Origin of the sequence: Streptomyces vinaceus, assembly GCF_008704935.1 — a bacterium.
GTDB classification, from domain to species: Bacteria; Actinomycetota; Actinomycetes; order Streptomycetales; family Streptomycetaceae; genus Streptomyces; species Streptomyces vinaceus.
In genome coordinates this window covers 6103391-6122795 of the sequence record NZ_CP023692.1, presented here as the reverse complement: position 1 = coordinate 6122795, position 19405 = coordinate 6103391, and the positions used below count along the sequence as shown (strand labels likewise).

Annotated in this window: 17 protein-coding genes and 1 riboswitch; of the genes, 6 read left to right on the top strand and 11 right to left on the bottom strand. The window is 72.6% G+C overall.

Going from position 1 to position 19405, the window contains the following annotated elements; translation table 11 throughout:
• The first annotated feature begins 110 nt into the window (after positions 1 to 110).
• Positions 111 to 2060 carry an AAA family ATPase gene (locus CP980_RS27725; protein ID WP_132761205.1) on the top strand — a complete coding sequence of 650 codons (1950 nt, stop codon included), beginning with the start codon at positions 111 to 113 and terminating at the stop codon, positions 2058 to 2060.
• A 40-nt stretch (positions 2061 to 2100) separates the two neighbouring features.
• On the opposite strand, the gene CP980_RS27720 is transcribed toward CP980_RS27725, so the two are convergent.
• The 10 genes from CP980_RS27720 to ribD form a co-directional block, all read right to left on the bottom strand.
• A complete protein-coding gene (locus tag CP980_RS27720; RefSeq protein ID WP_132761204.1) occupies positions 2101 to 3174 on the bottom strand; it encodes a hemolysin family protein in 1074 nt (357 codons plus the stop codon).
• Entirely contained in the window at positions 3171 to 4640 is a 1470-nt protein-coding gene (locus CP980_RS27715) for a hemolysin family protein (RefSeq protein ID WP_167535884.1), read from the bottom strand. Before CP980_RS27715 ends, CP980_RS27720 begins: the two co-directional genes overlap by 4 nt.
• A 317-nt stretch (positions 4641 to 4957) precedes the next feature.
• On the bottom strand, positions 4958 to 5422 hold the full coding sequence (locus tag CP980_RS27710) for a PH domain-containing protein (protein WP_123515414.1): 465 nt from the start codon (positions 5420 to 5422) through the stop codon (positions 4958 to 4960).
• Positions 5423 to 5456: 34 nt separating this feature from the next.
• Complete coding sequence (gene hisG, locus CP980_RS27705; RefSeq protein ID WP_099893832.1) at positions 5457 to 6305, bottom strand: ATP phosphoribosyltransferase; 849 nt, start codon at positions 6303 to 6305, stop codon at positions 5457 to 5459.
• Between the two features lie 73 nt (positions 6306 to 6378).
• Positions 6379 to 6660 carry a phosphoribosyl-ATP diphosphatase gene (locus CP980_RS27700; RefSeq protein ID WP_099893831.1) on the bottom strand — a complete coding sequence of 94 codons (282 nt, stop codon included), beginning with the start codon at positions 6658 to 6660 and terminating at the stop codon, positions 6379 to 6381.
• Between the two features lie 35 nt (positions 6661 to 6695).
• Positions 6696 to 7181, bottom strand: a complete 486-nt coding sequence (ribH, locus tag CP980_RS27695) for a 6,7-dimethyl-8-ribityllumazine synthase (protein ID WP_048475497.1) — start codon at positions 7179 to 7181, stop codon at positions 6696 to 6698.
• Between the two features lie 94 nt (positions 7182 to 7275).
• Positions 7276 to 8574, bottom strand: a complete 1299-nt coding sequence (locus CP980_RS27690) for a bifunctional 3,4-dihydroxy-2-butanone-4-phosphate synthase/GTP cyclohydrolase II (protein WP_132761203.1) — start codon at positions 8572 to 8574, stop codon at positions 7276 to 7278.
• Entirely contained in the window at positions 8571 to 9224 is a 654-nt protein-coding gene (locus tag CP980_RS27685; protein WP_229907406.1) for a nicotinamide mononucleotide transporter family protein, read from the bottom strand. The genes CP980_RS27690 and CP980_RS27685 overlap by 4 nt, the downstream gene beginning before the upstream one ends.
• A complete protein-coding gene (locus CP980_RS27680; protein ID WP_132761202.1) occupies positions 9221 to 9844 on the bottom strand; it encodes a riboflavin synthase in 624 nt (207 codons plus the stop codon). Before CP980_RS27680 ends, CP980_RS27685 begins: the two co-directional genes overlap by 4 nt.
• Positions 9845 to 10933, bottom strand: coding sequence for a bifunctional diaminohydroxyphosphoribosylaminopyrimidine deaminase/5-amino-6-(5-phosphoribosylamino)uracil reductase RibD (gene ribD, locus CP980_RS27675; protein ID WP_150530376.1), 1089 nt, complete (start codon positions 10931 to 10933; stop codon positions 9845 to 9847).
• A gap of 260 nt (positions 10934 to 11193) precedes the next feature.
• A riboswitch (FMN riboswitch) is annotated at positions 11194 to 11323 on the bottom strand.
• A 277-nt stretch (positions 11324 to 11600) separates the two neighbouring features.
• Between ribD and CP980_RS27670 the strand changes: the two genes are divergently transcribed.
• The 4 genes from CP980_RS27670 to CP980_RS27655 all read left to right on the top strand — a co-directional run bounded on the left by CP980_RS27670 (position 11601) and on the right by CP980_RS27655 (position 16912).
• Entirely contained in the window at positions 11601 to 14000 is a 2400-nt protein-coding gene (locus CP980_RS27670; RefSeq protein ID WP_150529297.1) for a chitinase C-terminal domain-containing protein, read from the top strand.
• A gap of 102 nt (positions 14001 to 14102) precedes the next feature.
• Entirely contained in the window at positions 14103 to 15056 is a 954-nt protein-coding gene (gene sigJ, locus CP980_RS27665) for an RNA polymerase sigma factor SigJ (RefSeq protein WP_268257475.1), read from the top strand.
• 30 nt (positions 15057 to 15086) lie between these two features.
• Entirely contained in the window at positions 15087 to 15827 is a 741-nt protein-coding gene (locus CP980_RS27660) for an SDR family oxidoreductase (protein ID WP_150529296.1), read from the top strand.
• A gap of 95 nt (positions 15828 to 15922) precedes the next feature.
• The gene (locus tag CP980_RS27655) at positions 15923 to 16912 is read left to right on the top strand and encodes a magnesium transporter CorA family protein (RefSeq protein WP_229907407.1); all 990 of its coding nucleotides are present in this window, start codon (positions 15923 to 15925) and stop codon (positions 16910 to 16912) included.
• A 62-nt stretch (positions 16913 to 16974) separates the two neighbouring features.
• On the opposite strand, the gene CP980_RS27650 is transcribed toward CP980_RS27655, so the two are convergent.
• Complete coding sequence (locus CP980_RS27650; protein WP_150529295.1) at positions 16975 to 18132, bottom strand: ROK family transcriptional regulator; 1158 nt, start codon at positions 18130 to 18132, stop codon at positions 16975 to 16977.
• Between the two features lie 55 nt (positions 18133 to 18187).
• Here CP980_RS27650 and CP980_RS27645 point away from each other — a divergent pair, with 55 nt between their 5' ends.
• Entirely contained in the window at positions 18188 to 19402 is a 1215-nt protein-coding gene (locus tag CP980_RS27645; RefSeq protein ID WP_150529294.1) for an MFS transporter, read from the top strand.
• Positions 19403 to 19405: the final 3 nt, after the last annotated feature.

Here is a 19405-nt window from a genome sequence, read left to right as displayed (position 1 = left end):
TGCTTGGCCGCAGGTACGATGCATCCCTGATTTCATCGGCGCAGTGGACAACTCGCGGGCGCGACGCGGGGGTTGCTGTGCACCACGGGGGCAGGCTTGTGGGGGATGTGATGGATTTCGGCACGCCGGGCACGCACGCCCCGGCCGAACTCGCCTGGCTGCGCGGGGTGGACGCCTGCACCATGGGCGCCTATCCGCAGGCCGAGGAGGAGTTCCGGGCGGCCGTACGACTGGATCCCTCGATGGCCGACGCATGGCTGGGCCTGCACGCGCTCCGGGTGGACACCACGAACGCCTTATTGCGCATGTACGCCCACCGCGACCGCTTCGGCGAGCAGCGGGCCCGCCACCGGCGGACGCTGAACTCCTGGTACTGGCTGGGCTGGTGGGTACAGCCGGTGCTGGAGAGCCGTCGGGACCTCCTGCTGGCCCACGCCTCGCACTGGCTGGACGGCCGGCACGTCCCCGAGCTGGACCAGGCGCTGGCCGCCCTGCCGCCGGTGGACGCCGATGCGCAGGTCCGGTTCCTGCACGCCTGCCGGGCCTACCTGGTCAAGGACTGGGAGCAGCTGGTGCGGCACACCGAGCCGCTGGTGGACGATCCGCTGCTGGGCATCGAGGCGGGCCTGTTCGGCGGGATGGCCCGGGTCCGCCTGGAGATGTACGGGCAGGCCGAGCCGCTGCTCTCGGCGGCGCTGATGCGCTGCCGCAGCGAGCAGCCTCAGCGCAAGGAGCTGCGGTACTGGCTGGCGCGGGCGCACGAGGGCACCGGGCGCAGCGCGGCGGCGCTGCCGCTGTACCGGGCGGTGCACCGGGTGGACCCCGCGTTCATGGACACGGCGGCCCGGCTGACGGCGATCGAGGACAGCGACTACGTGGACGGGGCCGACGGGTACGCCGGATACGCCGCGTCCGGCTACGAGGGCTACGCGGGCCACGATCTGTCCCCCGTCGGCGGGGACTTCGCGGCGGTGGCCCTCGGCGGCGGCCCCGTCCAGGACGTCGCGGCGGACGGGCAGGTGGAGCCGGACCCCCTGATGGCGCCGGATCCGGATCCGCGGTTCGGCGCCCCGGGCGGCCCGGGCACGGGCCGGGTGGAGGGCGTACGCCGCAAGGTGGCGGTCCCCCCGCAGACCGCGCCCGGGGGCCTGCCGGCCGGGCCCTCCGATCCGGCGCTGCTCGCCGAAGCGCTGGCGGAGCTGGAGCGGATGGTGGGCCTGGAGCCGGTGAAACGGCAGGTGAAGGCGCTCTCGGCGCAGCTGCACATGGCCCGGCTGCGAGCGGGCCAGGGGCTGCCGGTGCAGCCGCCGAAGCGGCACTTCGTCTTCTCCGGGCCCTCGGGCACGGGCAAGACCACGGTGGCGCGGATCCTGGGCCGGGTCTTCTACGCGCTCGGGCTGCTGGGCGGGGACCACCTGGTGGAGGCCCAGCGGGCGGACCTGGTGGGCGAGTTCCTCGGGCAGACCGCCGTGAAGGCGAACGAGCTGATCGATTCCGCGATCGGCGGGGTGCTGTTCGTGGACGAGGCGTACAGCCTCTCCAACACCGGGTACAGCAAGGGCGACGCGTACGGGGACGAGGCGCTCCAGGTGCTGCTCAAGCGGGCGGAGGACAACCGGGACCACCTCGTGGTCATCCTGGCCGGCTATCCGGCCGGGATGGACCGTCTGCTGGCCGCCAATCCGGGTCTGTCCTCGCGGTTCACCACGCGGGTGGACTTCCCCAGCTACCGGCCGCTGGAACTGACCGCGATCGGCGGGGTGCTGGCGGACTCGAACGGGGACTGCTGGGACGAGGAGGCTCTGGAGGAGCTGCGCAGCATCAGCGGGCACGTGGTGGACCAGGGCTGGATCGACGAGCTGGGCAACGGCCGCTTCCTGCGCACCCTGTACGAGAAGAGCTGCGCGTACCGGGACCTGCGGCTGGCCGGCTTCCCGGGCGAGCCCTCGCGCGACGACCTGGCGACGCTGCGGCTGCCGGACCTGATGCAGGCGTACGGGGAGGTCCTGTCGGGCCGGGGGCCCCAGGACCGCGACCGGCCGGAGCCGCCGCCGCTGTAGCGCCGCCGCCCCGCGCGGATCGGCGCGGGGCGGCGGCGGCTCACACTCCGGCGCGGCTGGTCTGCCTCGGCCCGGGCCGGCGGGCCGGGACGCGGTGCGCGGGGTCGCGTACCTCGCCGACCAGCATCTCCAGGACGTCCTCCAGGGCGACGAGGCCCAGTACCCGCCCGGCCGGGTCGGCGACCTGGGCCAGATGGGTGGCGTCCCGGCGCATCACGCTGAGCGCGTCGTCCAGCGGGAGGGTGGCGGACAGGGTGGTCATCCGCCGCCAGACCCGCTGCGGTACGGCCCGCTCCCGGTCCTCCAGGTCCAGTACGTCCTTCACGTGCACGTAGCCCATGAAGGCGCCGTTCTCGGAGCGGACCGGGAAGCGGGAGTAGCCGGTGCGGACGGTGAGCTGTTCGATCTGGCGCGGGGTCGCCGAGGGGCCGACCGTGACGAGCCGGTCCCGGGCGAGCAGGACGTCGGTGACCGGGCGGCTGCCCAGTTCCAGTGCGTCCTCCAGGCGCTCCTGCTCGCCGGGCTCCAGGAGCCCGGCCTGCCGGGAGTCCTCGACGAGCCGGCCGAGCTGGGCACTGGTGTAGACGGCCTCGACCTCGTCCTTGGGCTCCACCTTGAACAGGCGGAGCACCAGGTGCGCGCAGGAGCCCAGCGCGCTGGTGACCGGCCCGCACAGCCGGGCGAAGGCCACGAGGCCCGGGCTGAACCAGAGGGCGGTCCTCTCCGGCGCGGCCATGGCGAGGTTCTTCGGCACCATCTCGCCGATGACCAGGTGCAGGAAGACGACGGCGGCGAGCGCCACCGCGTAGCCCAGCGGGTGGATCATGCCCTGCGGGATGTGCGCCGCGTGGAAGAGCGGCTCCAGCAGACGGGCCACCGTCGGCTCGGCGACCGCGCCGAGGGTCAGGGAGCAGACGGTGATGCCGAACTGGGCCGCCGCCATCATCCGCGGCAGGTTCTCCAGGCCGTACAGCACCTGGCGGGCCCGCTTGGACTCCTTGGCGAGCGGCTCGATCTGGCTGCGCCGTACGGAGACGAGGGCGAACTCGGCGCCGACGAAGAAACCATTGGCCAGGACCAGGAGCAGGGCGAAGAGCAGTTGAAGGGCGTTCATCGGCCGGCGCCTTCCAGCTGGGCCGACTGGGCCGGCTGCGGCGACCGTGCGTCGGGGGAGGCCTGCCGGCCGGGCCCCGTGCGTACGGAAGCGGCGTCGATCCGGACGGTCGCACGGCCGGCCTCGGGGCCGGTCCCGTGGGCGGCCGCCGGGACGGTGCCGAGGCGGACCAGCCGGACGCGTTCGGCGCGGTTGCGGCCGACCCGGCGGACGGACAGCTTCCAGCCGGGCAGTTCGGCCCGGTCCCCGGGGGCGGGGATCCGGCCCAGCAGGTCCGCGACGAGGCCGGCGACGGTCTCGTACGGGCCTTCGGGCACCTCCAGGCCTATCCGGCGCAGGGTCTGCACCCGGCAGCTGCCGTCGGCCTCCCAGGAGGGGCGGCCGTCCTCGGCGGGAACGGCGGCCAGTTCGGGGCTCTCGTCCTCGGCGAGGTCGTGCTCGTCGCGGACCTCGCCGACGAGCTCCTCCACGATGTCCTCCAGGGTGACCACCCCGGCGGTGCCGCCGTACTCGTCGACGACGACGGCCATCGGCTGCTCGCTGCGCAGCCGCTCCAGCAGCGGCTGCACCGGCAGGGAGCCGGGCACCAGCAGCGGGGCGACGCAGATCCGGCTCACGGTGGTGCGGGCGCGCTCGGACTCGGGCACGGCGAGGGCGTCCTTGAGGTGGACGACCCCGGTGACCTCGTCGATGCGCTCCCGGTAGACCGGGAACCGGGACAGCCCGGTGGCGCGGGTCAGGTTCAGCACGTCGGCAGCGGTGGCCGTGTGCTGGAGGGCGCTGACCTTCACCCGGGGGGTCATGACGTGCTGGGCCGTGAGCTCGCCCAGCGAGAGGGTCCGTACGAAGAGGTCGGCGGTGTCCTGTTCGAGGGCGCCGGCCTGGGCCGAATGGCGGACCAGGGAGACCAGTTCGCCGGGGGTGCGGGCGGAGGCCATCTCCTCGGCCGGCTCGACGCCCAGCGCCCGTACGAGCCGGTTGGCGACGGCGTTGAGCGCCGCGATGACCGGCCGGAAGGCGCGGGAGAAGACCTGCTGCGGGCCGGCCACGAACCGGGCCACCTGCAGCGGCCGGGAGACGGCCCAGTTCTTCGGGACGAGCTCGCCGACGACCATCTGGACGGCGGAGGCGAGCAGCATGCCGATGAAGACGGCGACGCCGGAGACGGCCCCCGCGGGCAGGCCGGTGGCCGCGAGCGGCCCGGTCAGCAGTCCGGCGAGGGCCGGTTCGGCGAGCATGCCGACCACGAGGGAGGTGATGGTGATGCCGAGCTGGGTGCCGGAGAGCTGGAAGGACAGCTCCCGCAGGGCCTCGACCACCGTGCGGGCACGGCGGTCGCCGTCGGCAGCGGCGCGTTCCGCCTCGGGCCGTTCCACGGTGACGAGGCCGAACTCGGCCGCCACGAAGAAGCCGTTGGCGAGGATCAGGGCGAATGCCGCCACGAGCAGAAGTAGCGGGATGGTCATGCCGCCGCCTCCGTGGGGAGGGCGGCGCGGGTACTACCGGACGATCCGTCCATTGCTGGAGGGAGTCACTCCTCAAGTCGCAGGTGCCCACGGGCCTCGGGGTCCCGGGGCCGGTGGGGGGGCGTACGGGTGCGCCCCGCCACCAGGGTAGTCACTGAGATCGCCGCCGCAATGGGACGCAGCGGTCGGCCGTGGCTCCGGTGCTTCGCACGAGAGCCGCTCAAGGCCCGTTCGAGGCCTGTTCCACGGCTGTTCGCCGGGTGTTCGAGCTCCGGCCGTCCGGGGTCCGTGAGGGGGACGCCCATGCGGCGGACGGCTCAGTGGTGGTGCGGCCCGGTTCCCCGGGCTTCGGCGAGCGCGCGCAGCGCGCGGGCGTCGCCGATGGCCTGCTGCTTGGCCACCCCGGGCTGGATGCCGAGGGCGGGCAGGCTCGTACCGTCGCTGAGGTCCAGGAACACCCACGGGTCGCCCGGGCGGAGGTTGACGCGCAGGATCTGCGCCCACTCCAGGCGGCGGGTGCTGGTCAGGTTCACGACGGTGACGCCCGCCTCGTCGGCGACCACCTTGGGGCGGCTGAGCAGGACGAGGACGGAGGTCATCAGCGCGGCGGTGACCAGGAAGCTGACGCGCTCCCCCGGGCTCAGGTTCTCCAGGAGGAACGCGATGGATCCGATGGTCACGAACATGGCGGACCCGACGCCCAGCAGGACGGCCCGGGTCCGGTTCGGCCGGAAGGTGACCGGCAGGGCGGGCGGTACGGGCCGGGCGGCGGACTCGCTCATGGTGCTTTCGGTGCCTTCTGCGGGGTGTGGCGGGTCAGAGACGGCAGGCGTGGATCGAGGTGGTGAGGATCGCGCGCGCGCCGAGCTCGTACAGGTCGTCCATGATCCGCTGCGCTTCCTTGGCCGGCACCATCGCGCGAACGGCGACCCAGCCCTCGTTGTGCAGCGGGGAGATGGTCGGCGACTCCAGGCCCGGGGTGAGGGCGACGGCCCGCTCCAGGTGCTCGGCGCGGCAGTCGTAGTCCATCATCACGTAGCTGCGGGCCACCAGGACGCCCTGCAGGCGCCGCAGGAACTGCTGGGCCTGCGGGTTCTCGGCGTCGGCGCCGTTGCCCCGGATGACCACGGCCTCGGAGGTGAGGATCGGCTCGCCGATGACTTCGAGGCCGGCGTTGCGCAGGCTGGTGCCGGTCTCGACGACGTCCGCGATGATCTGGGCGACGCCGAGCTGGATGGCGGTCTCGACCGCGCCGTCGAGGTGTACGACGGAGGCGTCGATGCCCTGCTCGGCGAGGTGCTTGGCGACGATTCCCTCGTACGAGGTCGCGATCGTCATCCCGGTGAAGTCCTCGGGGCCCTTCGCGGTGCCGGGCTTGGTGGCGTAGCGGAAGGTGGAGCGCCCGAAGTTCAGCGGGAGGATCTCCTCCGCGCTGGCGCCGGAGTCCAGCAGCAGGTCACGGCCGGTGATGCCGATGTCCAGCTTGCCGGAGGCCACGTAGATCGCGATGTCCTTGGGGCGGAGGTAGAAGAACTCCACACCGTTCTCGGGGTCGAGGACCACGAGTTCCTTGGACTCCTTGCGCTGGCGGTAGCCGGCCTCATGGAGCATCGCCGACGCCGCTCCGGAGAGTGAACCCTTGTTGGGGACGGCGATGCGCAGCATGGGGCTTCCTTCAGTGCGTGGAGTGCGAAAGGGGTGGGCTGGGGGGCGGGGGCCCGGGGTGCGGAGCTCCGGCCTAGAGGTGCGCGTAGACGTCGTCGAGGGAGATCCCGCGCGCGACCATCATCACCTGGACGTGGTACAGCAGCTGGGAGATCTCCTCGGCGGCGGCTTCCTTGCCCTCGTACTCGGCGGCCATCCAGACCTCGGCGGCCTCCTCGACGATCTTCTTGCCGATCGCATGGACGCCCTTGCCGACGAGCTCGGCGGTGCGGGAGGTACCGGGGTCGCCGTTCGCGGCCTTGAGCTGGAGCTCGGTGAAGAGCTCTTCGAAGCTCTTGGAGGGTGTGTTCGCCATGATGGTCCTCAGAATACGGGGTCCCCCGCCGCCACTCAGCGCCAGGGTTCGCTGACGGACCGCAGGGTCGCAGCGGTGGAGACGGCGGCGATGACCGCTTCGTGTCCCTTGTCCTCGTTCGACCCCTCAAGCCCGGCGCGGTCCAGCGCCTGCTCGTCGTTGTCGCAGGTCAGTACGCCGAAGCCGACGGGGACTCCGGTGTCGATCGACACCTGCACCAGGCCTTGGGTGACGCCCTGGCAGACGTATTCGAAGTGCGGGGTGCCGCCGCGGATGACGACTCCGAGGGCGACGATGGCATCGTAACCGCGACCGGCCAGTACCTTCGCCACGACCGGGAGCTCGAAGCTGCCCGGGACGCGGAGCAGGGTGGGCTCGTCGATGCCCAGTTCGTGCAGGGCGCGCAGGGCGCCGTCGACGAGCCCGTCCATGACCTTCTCGTGCCACTGCGCCGCGATGACGGCGACACGGAGGTCTCCGCAGTTCCTGACACTCAGTTCGGGTGCGCCCTTGCCGCTCACAGCTGTGCTCCTCGGTGCTTGGTTCGGTTGGTTCGGTTGGTTCGGTTCGTGGTGTGCGTGCTGGTGGTGCTTCGTGCGCGTGGTGCGCCGCTGCCTACTGGTTGCCGCAGGTGGAGGCGGTGGCGGGCTGGTCCAGCCAGGGCAGGTCGTGGCCCATCCGGTCCCGCTTGGTGCGCAGGTACCGCAGATTGTGCTCGCCGGCCTCCGTGGGCATGGCCACCCGGTCGTTGACCGCGATGCCGTGCCGTACGAGGGCGCCGGACTTGTCGGGGTTGTTGGTCAGCAGCCGGACGCTCTTGACCCCGAGGTCGGCGAGGATCTGCGCGCCGGCGCCGTAGTCGCGGGCGTCGGCGGGCAGGCCGAGTTCCAGGTTGGCGTCGAGGGTGTCGCGGCCGCGCTCCTGGAGCTCGTACGCGCGCAGCTTGGACACCAGTCCGATGCCGCGCCCCTCGTGGCCGCGCAGGTAGACGACCACGCCGCGGCCCTCGTCCTTGATGCGGGCCATGGAGGCGTGCAGCTGGGGGCCGCAGTCGCAGCGCAGGGAGTGGAAGATGTCGCCGGTCAGGCACTCGGAGTGGACTCTGACCACGATGTCCTGGCCGTCGCCGATCTCGCCGTGGACGAGGGCGACGTGCTCGACGCCGTCGACCGTGGAGCGGTAGCCGTACGCCGTGAAGTCGCCGTGGGCGGTCGGCAGCGTGACCGTGGCCTCGCGGCGCACGGTCGGCTCGGCGGAGCGGCGGTAGGCGATCAGGTCCTCGATGGAGATGATCGTCAGGCCGTGCTTGCGGGCGAAGGGGATCAGCTCGGGCAGGCGCAGCATGACGCCGTCCTCGCCGGCGATCTCCACGATCGCGCCGACGGGGCGCAGGCCCGCGAGGCGGGCGAGGTCGACGGCGGCCTCGGTGTGGCCGTTGCGGACCAGGACGCCGCCGGGCTTGGCGCGCAGCGGGAAGACGTGGCCGGGACGTACGAAGTCCGAGGGGCCGTGGACGCCGTCGGCGAGCATCCGCAGGGTGGTGGAGCGGTCGGCGGCGGAGATGCCGGTGGTGACGCCGTGGGCGGCGCTCGCGTCGACCGAGACCGTGAAGGCGGTCTGCATCGACTCGGTGTTGTGCTGGACCATCTGGGGCAGTTCGAGCCGCTCCAGCTCGGGGCCCTCCATGGGGGCGCAGATCAGGCCGCGGCACTCGCTCATCATGAAGGCGACGATCTCGGGGGTGGCCTTCTCGGCGGCGATGACGAGGTCGCCCTCGTTCTCGCGGTCCTCGTCGTCGACGACGACGACCGGCCGGCCGGCCGCGATGTCGCGGATGGCCTGTTCGACGGGGTCGAGCCGGAAGACGGCTTCGAGGACGTCGTCGATGTCGGGCACGGGCTTGAGGGTGGTCATGCCGTTGCTCCTTCCAGGGCCGGGGCGGGGGTGGTGCGCGAACGCTGGTACCAGTCGTGGGCGCCCCACAGGACGAGCGCTCCGTAGATCACGTAGACGAAGGCCGAGAACGCGTAGCCGCTGGTGAAGGCGAGGGGTACGCCGACCGCGTCGACCAGCAGCCAGGCGAACCAGAACTCGACCATGCCCTTGGCCTGGGCGTACATCGCGACGATCGTGCCGACGAAGATGTAGGCGTCCGGCAGCGGGTTCCAGGACATCCACGGGTAGAGGGTGAACAGGCCCGTGACGGCCAGGGTGCCGGCGGCGGCGGCCCCGAGGAGGAGGCCGCGCTCCTTCCAGGTGGCGAAGCGGACGGCGAGCGAGCCGTCCTGGGCCTGCTGCCTGCCGCGGGTCCACTGCAGCCAGCCCCAGGCGGCCACGAGCATGACGACGACCTGCTTTCCGGCGCTGCCGGAGAGGTGGCCGGCGGCGAAGGCGGTGAAGAGGATCGCGCCGGAGAGGAACTGGGTCGGCCAGGTCCATATGGAGCGGCGCCAGCCGAGGGCGAGGGCGATCAGGCCCATCGTGTTGCCGATCATGTCGGACCACACGATGTGCTGGCCGAAGACGGTGAAGGCCTCGGAGTTCAGCCAGGACAGGGCGCTCACGGCTGGTCCTCCTTGGCGGTCAGCGGGTCCACGCCCGCCGCGAGCAGCCGCTCGACGTACTTGGCGAGGACGTCGACCTCCAGGTTGACCGGGTCGCCGGACTGCTTGAGGCCGAGCGTGGTCAGCGCGAGGGTGGTGGGGATGAGGCTGATGGTGAACCAGTCCGCGGCGGCCTCGACCACGGTGAGGCTGACGCCGTCCACCGTGATGGAGCCCTTCTCCACCACGTACCGGGCCAGGTTCCCCGGCAGCGAGACCTTGACGATCTCCCAGTGCTCGGAGGGCGTCCTGGACAGGATCTCGCCGGTTCCGTCCACGTGCCCCTGGACCAGGTGGCCGCCGAGCCGTCCGCCGAGGGCCATCGGGCGCTCCAGGTTGACGCGGGAGCCGGCCCGGAGGGCGCCGAGGCTGGAGCGGTTCAGGGTCTCCTGCATGACGTCGGCGGTGAACTCGCCGTCGCCGGTCTCCACGACGGTCAGGCAGACGCCGTTGACGGCGATGGAGTCGCCGTGCTTGGCGCCGTCGGTGACGACGGGACCGCGCAGGCGGAAGCGGGAGGCCTCCGAGAGCTGCTCGACGGCGGTGACCTCGCCCAGTTCTTCGACGATTCCGGTGAACACTCAGTGCTCCTTGGGGGCGGTGGGGACGGCTTCGGTGACGGGTACGGCGGTGATGCGCAGATCGGTGCCGACGCGGACGGCCTCGGTGATGTCGAGGCGCACCGCGCGGGCGATGTTCGTGATGCCGGCGTCGGCGAGGGCCGCGGGGCCGGAGCCGAGGAGGGCCGGGGCGAGGTAGCCGATGACGCGGTCGACGGCTCCGGCTTCGAGGAAGGCGCCCGCGAGGGTGGGGCCGCCCTCCAGGAACACGGAGCGCACGCCGCGGGCGTACAGCTGCGCGAGCAGGTCGTGGACGGCGACGCGGCCGTCGTGCAGGGGCAGCCGCAGGAGGTCGACCCCGGGCAGGTGCCGGGTGTCGGCGTCCTCGCCGACGACGAGCAGCGTGGGCGCGGCGTCGTCGAGGACGCGGGCGGTCGGCAGCAGCCCGGCGCGGGTGTCGAGGGCGACGCGCAGGGGCTGGGAAGCCGCCGTGGTCCCGGCGGGTCCGCGTACGGCCAGGTGCGGGTCGTCGGCGCGCAGGGTGCCGCCGCCGACGAGGACGGCGTCGGACTCGGCGCGCAGCCGGTGGACGTCTGCGCGGGATTCCGGGCCGGTGATCCAGCGGCTGCTGCCGTCCTCGGCGGCGCTGCGGCCGTCGAGGGTGGCGGCGTACTTCCAGGTCACGTGCGGGCGCCCCAGGCGGACGGAGGTGAGCCAGGCGGCGTTGCCGGCGGCGGCCTCGGCCTCCAGGAAGCCGCCCTCGGCCTTGATCCCGGCGGCGCGCAGGGTGGTGGCACCGCCGCTGGCCTGCGGGTTCGGGTCGGGGACGGCGTAGACCACGCGGGTGACGCCGGCCTCGATGAGCGCCTGGGCGCAGGGCCCCGTACGGCCGGTGTGGTTGCAGGGTTCGAGCGTGACGTACGCGGTGGCGCCGCGGGCCGCTTCGCCGGCCGCGCGCAGGGCGTGGACCTCGGCGTGCGGGCCGCCGGCCCGCTCGTGCCAGCCCTCGCCGACGACGGTGCCCGCGGCGTCGGTGATGACGCAGCCGACGACCGGGTTGGGGCTGGTGGAGCCGAGGCCGCGGGCGGCGAGCTCGACTGCGCGGCGCATGGCCCGCGCGTCGGCGACGGCGCCGGCGTCGGCGGGGTTCTCGGCCTCGCCGAAGGCGTCGTACGGTGCGTGCGCGGCGTGGTTCGCCACCGGGTCCTCCTGCCTCGATCGGGCACGGACTCCGGGGCCTGTCGGGATACGACAGATGAAGCGGTACAGCACACGCAAGAACGCCGAGGCCGAAAATACGGTCCTTCCGCACGCATCCGCTGGGATGCGCCGGGGGAACCGCCGACGGCGGCGTACCGGTCACTGGCCCGCCGCGCACTGCCTCCCATCCGGACTTTCACCGTCGGTCCAGGAATTTCACCTGGTCAACCGGCCGCTGGCTGCGGACGGGTCGCGGACTATACCGCCGGTTCGGAATTACACCGACCCCGGAGTGCGCTGCTTACTGGTACTGCTGCCAGTTTGCCACGGTCGATCGTCGGCCATGCGGGCGAGGTGCTGTGGCCTGGGTCACAAGGGGCCCGTCGCGCGGTAGTCCGTCAGGTGGGGCCGTTATTGGTCCAGACCTATTGACGGGTTGGTCTAGTCCTCTTAACGTTCCCTTCATCTTCCCCGGGAGACAGCCCGTCAGATGTGCGCACGTCACGGGCCAACACGCACCACTTCTGAGCCTGTTGTGTCCCATGTGTCTGCCATCCTCCCCTCCCCAGGAGGCACCATGCTGTCCCCCACACGTACGAGAGCGATGCTCCTGGCATCCGGCGCCGCGATCGCCGGACTGCTACTACCCGCAGTGTCGACGGCCTTTTCGCACACGGCCTGGGGGTCCCCCCAGACGGAGTCCGGGGGAGAGAGCTGCCGCCCGGACGGGCTGTACAAGACGGCCGGCGTCGACGTCCCGTACTGCTCCGTCTACGACTCCGAGGGCCGCGAGAAGATGGGCGCCGACCACCAGCGCCGCGTCATCGGATATTTCACCGGCTGGCGGACGGGCAAGGACGGCACCCCCGCCTACCTCGCCAACAACGTCCCGTGGTCGAAGGTCACCCACCTGAACTACGCCTTCGCCCACGTCGGAGCCGACAACAAGATCTCCGTCGGCGCCGACGGCGCGAACAACGCCGCCACCGGCATGACCTGGCCGGGGGTGGCGGGCGCCGAGATGGACCCGGCCCTCCCGTACAAGGGCCACTTCAACCTGCTGAACAAATTCAAGAAGCAGTACCCGAACGTCAAGACGCTGATCTCGGTCGGCGGCTGGGCCGAGACCGGCGGCTACTTCGGCGACGACGGCAACCGCGTCGCGTCCGGCGGTTTCTACTCGATGGCCACCAACGCCGACGGCTCCGTCAACCAGGCCGGCATCGACACCTTCGCGGACTCCTCCGTCGCGTTCATCCGGAAGTACGGTTTCAACGGCGTCGACATCGACTACGAGTACCCGACCACGATGAAGGACGCGGGCAACCCGCTGGACTGGCAGCTCTCCAACGCCCGCCGGGCCGGCCTCGCCCAGGGCTACGCCGCCCTCATGAAGTCGCTGCGCGAGAAGCTGGACCGCGCGGGCGCCGCCGACGGCAAGCACTACCTGCTCTCCGTCGCCGCCCCCTCCTCCGGCTACCTGCTGCGGGGCATGGAGACGTTCCAGATGCAGAAGTACCTGGACTACGTCAACATCATGTCCTACGACCTGCACGGCGCCTGGAACGAGTACGTCGGCCCGAACGCCTCGCTCTTCGACGACGGCAAGGACGGCGAACTGGCCGCCGCCGGGGTCTACTCCACCTCCCAGTACGGCGGCATCGGCTACCTCAACTCCGACTGGGCGTACCACTACTTCCGCGGCTCCATGCCGGCCGGCCGCATCAACATGGGCCTGCCGTACTACACCCGCGGGTTCAAGAACGTGCAGGGCGGCACCGACGGCCTGTGGGGCAAGGCGCCGGCCACCACCTGCCCGGCCGGCGCGGGGCTGACCAAGTGCGGTGACGGCGCGGTCGGCATCGACAACCTGTGGCACGACCTGGACACCAACGGGGTCGAGTCCCCGGCGGGCTCCAACCCGATGTGGCACGCCAAGAACCTGGAGAAGGGCGTCGTCGGCGACTACGTCACCAAGTACGGCTTCCCGGCGAACACCACGCTGACCGGCACCTACGCCCGCAAGTACGACTCCACGCTGGTGGCGCCGTGGCTGTGGAACGCCCAGAAGAAGGTCTTCCTGTCGACGGAGGACGAGCAGTCCGTCGCCGCCAAGGCCGACTACGTGGTGGACAAGGGCATCGGCGGCACGATGGTCTGGGAGCTGGCGGGCGACTACGGGTACAACGCCGCCAAGGGCCAGTACGAGATGGGCGACACGCTCACCTCGCTGATGTACGAGAAGTTCAAGTCGGCCGCCCCGTACGGCGCGAAGAAGGCGGGCGCGACCGCCCTGCCGGCCCAGGCCGTGGACATCAGGACCGAGTTCGGCGAGTTCAAGCTGGGCGACTCCAACTACCCGATCACCCCGAAGCTCAAGATCACCAACAACACCAAGGCCACGCTGCCCGGCGGCACCGAGTTCCAGTTCGACTACGGGACCTCGGCCCCGAACAACGCCTCCGACCAGTCCGGTTTCGGCACGAAGGTGATCAGCAGCGGACACACCGGCACCAACGTCGGCGGGCTGAAGGGCGACTTCCAGCGCGTCTCCCTGAAGCTGCCCGCGTGGCAGACGCTGGCCCCCGGCGCCTCGGTCGACCTGGCGTTCAACTACTACCTGCCGGTCTCCACGCCCTCCAACTGGACGGTGAACATCTCCGGCACCACCTACGCGCTCGCCGGGGACCTGGCGCGCGGTACGGCGCTCGTCGAGCCGGGGGGCCCGACGACCCCGCCGACGACCCCGCCCACGACCCCGCCGACCACGCCCCCGACGACACCGCCCACCACCCCGCCGACCACCCCGCCGGGCGGGACCTGCACGAACCCGGCGTACGTCGCGGGCAGCGTGTACACGGGCGGACAGGTCGTCTCGCACAAGGGCCACAACTGGAAGGCCCAGTGGTGGACGCAGAACGAGGAACCCGGCACCACGGGGGACTGGGGCGTCTGGAAGGACCAGGGCGCCTGTTGAGACCTCGTACGCGGGGCAGGTGAACAGACGTGAGGACCCGGTGGCCCGGCGGCCACCGGGTCCTCGCACGTCCGGCCGCCGGGGCCCTCGTAGGCTGCTGCGGTGATCGCACAGGACCCCGCTCCGCTCGCGGACTTCGAAGAGCACCGGCCCCGGATGTTCGGGATCGCCTACCGCATGCTCGGCTCGGCCGCCGAGGCGGAGGACACCGTCCAGGACGCCTGGCTGCGGTGGAGCTCCGCCGGACGCGAGGACGTCGAACACCCCGGGGCCTGGCTCGCCAAGGTCGTCACCCACCTGTGCCTGAACCGCCTGACCTCGGCGCGGGCCCGGCGCGAGGAGTACGCCGGCCCCTGGCTCCCGGAGCCCGTCCTCACCGGGGACGGGGCACTGGGCCCGCTGGAGTCGGCCGAGCAGCGGGACGGCGTCTCCATGGCCCTGCTGGTGCTGCTGGAGCGGCTGACGCCGGTGGAGCGGGCGGTGTACGTGCTGCGCGAGGCCTTCGCGTACGGCCACCGCGAGATCGCCGCCCTGCTCGACCTGACCGAGCCCAACTGCCGCCAGCTCTACCGGCGGGCGGCGGGCCGGGTGCAGGCGGCGCGGGCGGAACCGGGGCGGGTGGGGCCGGGACCGGCGGCCGCGGCGCGGCCGCGGTTCACGCCGGATCCGGCCCAGTGGCGGAGGCTGGTGGAGACCTTCCTGACGGCGGCGCGCGAGGGGGACCTGGCCCGGCTGGAGTCCGTGCTGAGCGCCGACGTGCGGTACGTGGCGGACGGCGGCGGGATCGTGTCCGCGGCCCGGCGGCCGGTCCTGGGCCGGGACAAGGTGGCGCGGTTCCTGGTGGGCGCGCTGCGCAAGTACGGGGCCGGTCTGCCGGTCTCCTTCGCGGAGGTCAACGGCGAGCCCGCGCTGCTGTTCGGCGGGGTGGTGGTCCTGCAGGTGGAGTTCGAGGACGGGCTGGTCCGCGAGGTGCGGAGCATGGCGAATCCGCAGAAGCTGGAATTCCTTCGGCGGCAGCTGTCACATTCCGGGGGGCTGTCCGGTCCTGACCTGTGAACGGAACCCTTCAGGAAAGGAACGGACACCATGAGCACGATCCTCGTCACCGGAGGCACCGGAAACCTCGGCGGGCTGGTCGTCACCCGGCTGCGGACGGCGGGCCACGACGTACGGGTGCTGAGCCGCCGCGCGAAGGACTACCCGGTCGACCTGCGGGACGGCAGCGGGCTGGACGCGGCGATGGCCGGCGCCGAGGTGGTCGTGCACTGCGCGAGCAGCCCGCGCGGCGGTGACGACGTGGCCGCCGGGCACCTGATCGAGGCGGCCCGGCGGGCCGGGACGGTCACGAACATCGTCTACATCTCGATCGTCGGGGTGGACGTGGTCCCGTTCGGCTATTACACGGTGAAGTACGAGGTCGAGCGGATGCTGGAGGCTTCGGGGCTGGGCGTGACGATCCTGCGGACGACGCAGTTCCACGACCTGGTGGCGATGCTGATGGACGCGCTGACGAAGGTGCCGGTGCTGCCGGTGCCGCTGCCGAAGGGGGTCCGGGTGCAGCCGGTCGCCGTGGAGGAGGTCGCCGACCGGATGGCGGAACTGGCCGTGCCGACCCCGGCGGGCCGGGTCACGGACATGGGCGGCCCGCAGATCCACACGCTGGTGGAGCTGGGCCGGGCGTACCTGGAGGCGACGGGCAGCCGGCGCAGGGTCCTCCCCCTGCCGCTGGCCGGGAAGGCGTACGCGGCCTTCCGCCGCGGCGGCAACCTGGCCCCGTCCCGCGCGTCCGGCAAGGGCACGTTCGCGGAGTTCCTGGCACGGCGCTAGGGGCTTTCCTCCGGTGCACCGGTCGGGATCCGATGGGGGACAATGTGGTAGTTACCGCCACGAATGACCCACGGCATGATCCACGGTGAGGGGCGATGATCGTTTCAGTGGTGGCCATGCCGGAGGGCACCGTGCGGCGCACCCCCGTGTCCGAGGCCCGTGAGCGCCTCGCGGAGTCACGTTTCCTGTTCGTGGACGCGGAACTGCCCGCGCAGGCACCGCCCGGGGAGCAGCCGATCGCCCACCTGCTCGGTCTGGAGGCCGATGACCTGCCGTGGCTCGGCCGGGAGAGGGAATCCGCCCGCGCCGAGTTCCTCGGCGACGCCGCCGCCTTCGTCGTCCCCGCGATCGAGGCGGGCCAGGTCGTCCACCTGCACGTCGTGGCGACCGAGCGGTACCTGCTCACGGTGCACCGGGGGCCGGTCGCGATGGTGCACGGCCTCATCGCCCGGCTCCCGCACGAACGGCCCCCCGACGCCGTGGCCACGCTGTTCCTGCTGCTGGGCGAGGCCCTGGAGACCTACCGGCGGTCCGCCGTCCAGGCCCTCCTGGAGGTGGAGGACCTGGAGGACGAGATGTTCCACCGGCGCGAGCCCGAGCAGCTCTACCGGCTGGCCCGGCTGCGCCGGACCTCGGCGCTCCTGCACCACACCCTCCTGCCCTACCACCAGGCCGCGGAGGAGGCCATCACCCGGCGGGTGCTGAACCCCGACTTCCCGCAGGAGCGCCAGCGGCTCGCCCGCGAGTACCAGCGCATGTCGAAGCTGGTCCTCACGGACATCGAGGCACTCCAGGAGGCCGCCCGAAGGGGCTTCGGCACCTACAGCTCGCTGGTGTCCGGCGAGCAGAACGGCGTGATCAACCGGCTGGCGATCGTTTCCACGATCTTTCTGCCGCTGACCTTCCTGACCGGCTTCTTCGGCATGAACTTCGCCTACCTGACGGACGAGCTGGAGAGCCGGGTCATCTTCTGGGTGCTCGCCGTGGGCCTCCAGGTGCTCTTCCTGGCCGGCGCGCTCTACGTACTGCACCGCACCCGCATCTGGCGCCGGCTCCACGACGACGAGGGCGTCGACGACGAGTAGCGCGTCCCGTCGTCGGCCCGGGCGCGCCCGGGGCGGGACCTCCGGCGGCCGGCCGGCGCGGCTCAGGGGGTGAAGAGCTCCGCCTGGGCGGCCTCGCGGGCGGCCAGCCTCGCTCCCGTCAGGACCGCCGCGTCACCGAGGGCGGTGGCCCGCACCTCCATCGGGACCGGGGTCAGGGTCGTCAGGCGGCGGGCCACCGCTGCGGCGAGGACGGCGCCGCCCGCCTCGCCCAGTCCGCCGGCCAGGACCAGGCAGCCCGGGTCCAGGACCGCGGCGACGGCCGCCGCGCCCAGCGCCAGCCGCTCCGCCAGCGCGTCGACGAAGCCCTCGCCGGCCGCACCCGACACCGCCTCCTCGACCGGCCCCGTCCAGCCGTGCTCCGCGGCCAGCCGTGCCACCGCGTCCCGGCCCACCAGCGCGTGGAACCCTCCCCCGCAGTCGGTGGCCGAGGGCAGCCGCCCGGTGCCCGGCACCGGCAGGAAGCCGATCTCGCCGGCCCCGCCCGAGGCGCCCCGGCGCAGCCGGCCGTCCAGGACCACCGCCGCGCCCACGCCCGCGCCGAGCCACAGCAGCACGAAGGAGTCCAGGTCCCGCGCCGCGCCGACCCGCTGTTCGGCGAGGGCCGCCAGGTTGGTCTCGTTCTCCACGGCCACCGTGGCCGGCAGCCGCCGCTGGAGGGCCGCCACCAGCTCCCGGTGCCAGGTGGGCAGTCCGACGGTGCTGCGCAGGTCCCCGCCCTCGGCCACCAGCCCCGGCGCGCCGACCACCACCGTGTGCAGCCGGTCCGCGCCGGCCTGCCTCCCCAGCGCCTCCAGGAGGTCCACCGCCTCGTCCACGGCGTCGACCGGGAGCGCGGCCTGGGCGAGCGGGCGGCCCAGCAGGTCGGTGACCACCGCCGTCGCGCTGTCCGTCCGTACGTCCAGGGCCGCCAGGTACGCGCGGCGGGCGACGATGCCGTACACCCGGGCATTGGGCCCGCGCCGCTGCTCGCCCGACTCCCCCACCACCTCGATCAGCCCGGCGCCGGTGAGCCGCTCGACGAGATCGGCGACCGAGGGGCGGGACAGACCGGTCATCGACTTGAGCTGAGTGGCGGTCAGCGGCCCCTGCTCCTGCAGGAGTCGCAGGGCGAGCCGGTCGTTGATGGCCCGTGCGGTGCTCGGCGACGCGGGCGACGGGGCGGCGGCGGTCAGGGCCTTGGCGGGAGTCACGGCGCCCATCTTAGGTAGCTCCACGAGACTAACTATCAGGCAGGGTCCCTGATAGTTTAATCCCATGACAGGGGAAACAGACCTCAGCCCGGCGCGCCTGCGCCACGCCCGCATCGCCATCGCCGCCGTCTTCTGCACCCACGGAGCCGTCACCGGCTCCTTCGCCACCCGCATCCCCTGGATCCAGGACCACGCCCAGCTCGGCGCGGGCACCCTGGGCCTCGCCCTCGCCTTCCCCGCACTGGGCGCCGCGGTCGCGATGCCGCTGGCCGGCCGGATCAACCACCGCTTCGGGGCCCGCACCGCGCTGCGCCGGCTGCTGGCGCTGTGGACCCTGTCCCTGATCCTGCCGGGCCTCGCCCCGAACCTGGCCACCCTGTGCGTCGCCCTGTTCGTCTACGGAGCGACCGCCGGGATGGCGGACGTGGCGATGAACGCGCTGGGCGTGGAGACCGAGAACCGGCTCGGCCGCTCGATCATGTCCTCCCTGCACGGCATGTGGAGCGTGGGCGCGCTGATCGGCTCGGCGGCGGGCACCCTCGCCGCCCACGCCGGGGCCGACGCCCGGCTGCACCACCTGATCGCCGCCCTCGCGCTGACCGCGGCCGGGCTGATCGCCGTACGAGGGGTGCTCGACCTGCACAGCGCCGCGGACGCGCAGGCGCCGCCGCACTTCGCGCTGCCGCCGAAGTCCGCCCTGCTGATCGGCGCCATCGGGTTCTGCGCGGTCTTCGCGGAGGGCGCGAGCATGGACTGGTCCGCGGTCTACCTGCGCGACGTACTGGACACGGACGCCGGCCTCGCGGCCGCCTGCACCACCGCGTTCGCGCTCACCATGGCGCTCGCCCGGCTCGTCGGGGACCGGGTGGTGGACCGGTTCGGCGCGGTGCGCACTGTCCGGGCGGGCGGGGTACTGGCCACCGCGGGCGGGGTGCTCGTGGTGACGGCCGGGAATCCGGCCGTGGCGATCGCGGGCTTCGGGCTGATCGGACTCGGCATCGCGGTGGTGGTCCCCCTGGCCTTCGCGGCCGCCGCGCGCAGCGGGCCGGCGCCGGCCCAGGCCATCGCGGGGGTCGCGACCATCACGTACACCTCGGGGCTGATCGCGCCGTCGGCGATCGGCGCGGTGGCGGACGCGACCTCGCTCGCGGTGTCCTTCGGGCTGGTCACCCTGCTGGCGTTCGCGCTGGTGGTGGGGGCCGCCGTCCTGCGGCAGAAGCCGGTGGCGGCCGGGGCCGCGGCCGTCGGCCTGGACGAACCGGCAGCTATCCGGCCGTAACAT

Excerpts from the sequence above, each read along its gene's own strand:
- CP980_RS27725 (WP_132761205.1), top strand. The coding sequence starts at position 111 with ATGGATTTCGGCACGCCGGGCACGCACGCCCCGGCCGAACTCGCCTGG.
- CP980_RS27720 (WP_132761204.1), bottom strand. The coding sequence starts at position 3,174 with ATGAACGCCCTTCAACTGCTCTTCGCCCTGCTCCTGGTCCTGGCCAAT.
- CP980_RS27715 (WP_167535884.1), bottom strand. The coding sequence starts at position 4,640 with ATGACCATCCCGCTACTTCTGCTCGTGGCGGCATTCGCCCTGATCCTC.
- CP980_RS27710 (WP_123515414.1), bottom strand. The coding sequence starts at position 5,422 with ATGAGCGAGTCCGCCGCCCGGCCCGTACCGCCCGCCCTGCCGGTCACC.
- hisG (WP_099893832.1), bottom strand. The coding sequence starts at position 6,305 with ATGCTGCGCATCGCCGTCCCCAACAAGGGTTCACTCTCCGGAGCGGCG.
- CP980_RS27700 (WP_099893831.1), bottom strand. The coding sequence starts at position 6,660 with ATGGCGAACACACCCTCCAAGAGCTTCGAAGAGCTCTTCACCGAGCTC.
- CP980_RS27690 (WP_132761203.1), bottom strand. The coding sequence starts at position 8,574 with ATGACCACCCTCAAGCCCGTGCCCGACATCGACGACGTCCTCGAAGCC.
- ribD (WP_150530376.1), bottom strand. The coding sequence starts at position 10,933 with ATGCGCCGCGCAGTCGAGCTCGCCGCCCGCGGCCTCGGCTCCACCAGC.
- CP980_RS27670 (WP_150529297.1), top strand. The coding sequence starts at position 11,601 with ATGCTGTCCCCCACACGTACGAGAGCGATGCTCCTGGCATCCGGCGCC.
- CP980_RS27660 (WP_150529296.1), top strand. The coding sequence starts at position 15,087 with ATGAGCACGATCCTCGTCACCGGAGGCACCGGAAACCTCGGCGGGCTG.
- CP980_RS27655 (WP_229907407.1), top strand. The coding sequence starts at position 15,923 with ATGATCGTTTCAGTGGTGGCCATGCCGGAGGGCACCGTGCGGCGCACC.
- CP980_RS27650 (WP_150529295.1), bottom strand. The coding sequence starts at position 18,132 with ATGGGCGCCGTGACTCCCGCCAAGGCCCTGACCGCCGCCGCCCCGTCG.
- CP980_RS27645 (WP_150529294.1), top strand. The coding sequence starts at position 18,188 with ATGACAGGGGAAACAGACCTCAGCCCGGCGCGCCTGCGCCACGCCCGC.